This window comes from Methylobacterium trifolii (genome assembly GCF_022179685.1).
Taxonomy (GTDB): Bacteria; Pseudomonadota; Alphaproteobacteria; order Rhizobiales; family Beijerinckiaceae; genus Methylobacterium; species Methylobacterium trifolii.
Window position 1 is genome coordinate 1 of record NZ_BPRB01000359.1, and the last position, 2,998, is coordinate 2,998.

Annotated in this window: 4 protein-coding genes; 2 read left to right on the forward strand and 2 right to left on the reverse strand. The window is 51.7% G+C overall.

The genetic code is table 11. The features are described from left to right. Positions 1–1,056 (reverse strand): type II toxin-antitoxin system antitoxin DNA ADP-ribosyl glycohydrolase DarG (darG, locus tag COGEMETH_RS24370; RefSeq protein WP_238185257.1); only part of this gene is annotated, 1,056 nt, incomplete at its 3' end. Continuing rightward, the gene (gene darT, locus COGEMETH_RS24375; protein ID WP_238185258.1) at positions 1,056–1,697 is read right to left on the reverse strand and encodes a type II toxin-antitoxin system toxin DNA ADP-ribosyl transferase DarT; all 642 of its coding nucleotides are present in this window, start codon (positions 1,695–1,697) and stop codon (positions 1,056–1,058) included. The genes darG and darT, both read right to left, overlap by 1 nt. Positions 1,698–2,266: 569 nt before the next feature. On the opposite strand from darT, the gene COGEMETH_RS24380 reads away from it, so the two are divergent. After that, the gene (locus COGEMETH_RS24380; protein WP_238185259.1) at positions 2,267–2,620 is read left to right on the forward strand and encodes a hypothetical protein; all 354 of its coding nucleotides are present in this window, start codon (positions 2,267–2,269) and stop codon (positions 2,618–2,620) included. A gap of 8 nt (positions 2,621–2,628) precedes the next feature. Beyond that, positions 2,629–2,998: hypothetical protein (locus tag COGEMETH_RS24385; RefSeq protein WP_238185260.1), on the forward strand; the 370-nt coding region annotated here is incomplete at its 3' end.

The following is a 2,998-nucleotide window of genomic DNA, read 5'->3' on the forward strand; positions in this document are numbered from 1 at the left end:
GTTCATAACACGCTCTAGCGCAAGCCCGACAACTCGCTCATCGAATATCCGAGCTTTTCGAGCAGCAGACCCCGACCCGCCGGGCCAATGCTTGATGCCGTGCATCATGGCCGGGACCGTGGGTTCGATGCCTTCCCGATGCATGAGCCAGTGCACAGTGGCGATAAGCTCCATTCCGTACGGAGACTCGAACCCGTCAATCAGGCTGGTCGTTACTTCCAGTGCTCCGAGATAGTCCTTGCCTTCTGATTTGAGATAGAGGGCAACCCGATCCCGCTGGCTATCCTCGAACCTGACAAGGTCCAATGGGTTGGCATCTGCCAGCCGCTTCTCACAGTGCAGATAAGTGCCATCGATACCGTCGAGCAGATGCCGAAGCCGATCTGCGTAAGGCCCGTATCGGTGCGCCTTATAGGCGAGCTTCAGGGGGTTCTTCAGCGCAGACGCTTCGATCGCGCACTCAAGGAGGTAGGCGAGCTTCTGAACTTCGAGGAGCGAGCACTCGAAGCCAAGCACCGCGTACCGACGTACGAGTTCCGCAACTAGCGCGCGGGCGGGCGTAAGAGATTTCTCCCCGTCCCGCTTCGTGACGTTTTGGTACGCAGCCGTAGGCTCATACACAATCACCTCAACCCCGGGGAGGTCGCTCAAGGCAGCCTCAATACGGGGCCGTACGTCCGCCCAGTTCAAGCCGCCATTGCCGCTGCCAAGGGGCGGAACCGCGACGGAGCGTATGCCGTTCGCTTCAATCACCCGGCGTAGATCGGCTAAGCCCTCCTCAATCCAGATCATCTTGGATGGGAATCGCCAGTTGGCCTTCGTCGGGAAGTTAATGATCCAGCGTGGCCCTGTCAGGTGACCACGCTCCGTCACGAACATCTGCCCGGTCTTCACCTCCCCCGCCTTACATGCAGCCGCGTATGCCCGGTAGTTATCCGGGAAATGCTCCTTGAACATCAGCGCGATGCCTTTGCCCATCACGCCCACAGTGTTCACCGTGTTGACCAGCGCCTCTGCAGGCGCATCGAGGAGGTCGCCCTGTGTGAAGGTGATCATCAAAAATACCAACTCGGCATGGCGCGCACTTGCAACGATGTTCCTGCTTTGTCCACTAAATTCTGAACGTCCGCTCGGACGCGCTCGTTACAGACCGCGACCCCCTTCAAGCCTTTCAGGGGCACATGGCCGCGGATCAGTGCCTCGGCCTGGTAACGCTCGACCCGTTCAGGGTTCTGTGCATCCTTCTTAAAATTTTTGGACCTCAGTAAATCCCAATCGATCCGATCCAGTCGGCCGAGATCACAATGGAATGTCGCCGCAGCTAAATACGCGTGCCTGTCAGTAAACACCGCATCTAAGCCGCAGTCAAGAGCGTGATACAAAGTAGAAACAAAAATCAATATCTCTTCGTTGTTTCTCCTCGTAATTCCGTTCCATCCTGTTTTGATATTGTACGCCATTGGTGAGTAAGGGGTAAAATAGAATGGTACGTAATCGTTTAAGACACCTCTTGGAGGTACAGGAACCACGCGATTCCCTCTTCGTCCTATCAAATCAAGGTTACCGATGTTTACGTATGCCGGATTTGAGCCAGAAGCGTTCTTAGCGATCAGGCCGCTGGCGAGAACGAGTGGCAGATTCTCCCGGTGCACGATCCGGAAAATGTAGCCGTTCTCCTGGTTTAAAAACGCCGTCATGGAAGGGGCCCGCCAGCCTCCTGCTGCCTTGTTTCAGGCCCCCGCCTCGCGATCGCCCCGGGACACCTGAGTATGGCCACAACACTAGCGCCAAGCGGTTAGCGGTTTACCATCGTATGCGGCACGCGCTAATGCAGCCGGCGCTCAATGCTCTCAGCTCCCATTTTCGAAAACGCCTCGTCCAGACGTGAGGCCTTCCCGCCACTGACGCCGGCCCTGCCTTCGAACGCTGTATCAAGTTTTTTAATATCCCGCTTGCAGGAGCGATCCGACAAGCGCGTCGACGCTCCGATCTCCACCTAGGACACGCGGGCCGAGCACAAGGTGCACTGGCGGATGCAGGAACGCCTCTACGCGCTCCAGCCCAGCATCCCACACCTGAATCGCTCAAGTCAGCAGCCCTTGTTTCGAGACCCATTTTGAGACAGGTTTAGCACCTAGGATGCTGCTTCGCTGGCTTCGTCAAGCCGCGGTCTCAAAATCGGTCGTTTTTGATCATATCACGTCACTCGCAATTTTGGTAAAATCTAGGTAATCAAAATACCCTATTCCAAGTTGGAGCGCTGCAAGTGAGTGTCGAACTAATCGAAGCCATTTTACAAGAAGTTTGGGCGGACGAGGTTGATATATTAGGATCAGCCACTGTTCGCGATATTTCAACTCATGCGGGAGAAGATAACGTAATATATAAGACGGCGGGTGGTCATCCTTTTGATGCTGGATCTGCGGCACACTTACTCGTCGAAGCAGCAACTTTAGTGAAAATTTCAATTGAAATATATCGACTTCTGAAAAGAGACGATACTGAGGGCCCTGCCGATGCAGAACTAAAAGAAAAAATTCTAGAAGACAATCGAGTTGCAAAGCTACAGAATCTCGTAAAAGAAAAAATAACGGATATTATAAAGATCTTGAAAGGCTAAAATTGGATATGAGATGGATATATGTTCTTTTTCTCTCAAATCCTGCGTTTCTTTTTTGTATTGCGAGCGGCATAATCAATAAAGATTACTCTTGGTTTATTTTATCAATATTTATGCTTGCGGTATCGCTCGATACTTTAGGTCTGTCATGCAACTTATTTTCTTTTGTCAATGGCGTAAATACAGTAGAGAATGTTTTTAAAGGTAAAGACAATCAGCAACTAACTGAAGTACCGTTCTCAGATGTTCGACCGTTTATAACTGGAGAATTGGCAAAGGGTCTATATGAGAACAATCAGTACCAAAGCTGGATCAAAAGTATGCGCAATATCACAGGTCTACATGGCGAATTTCAAAAATATAGAATATATGTTAGAG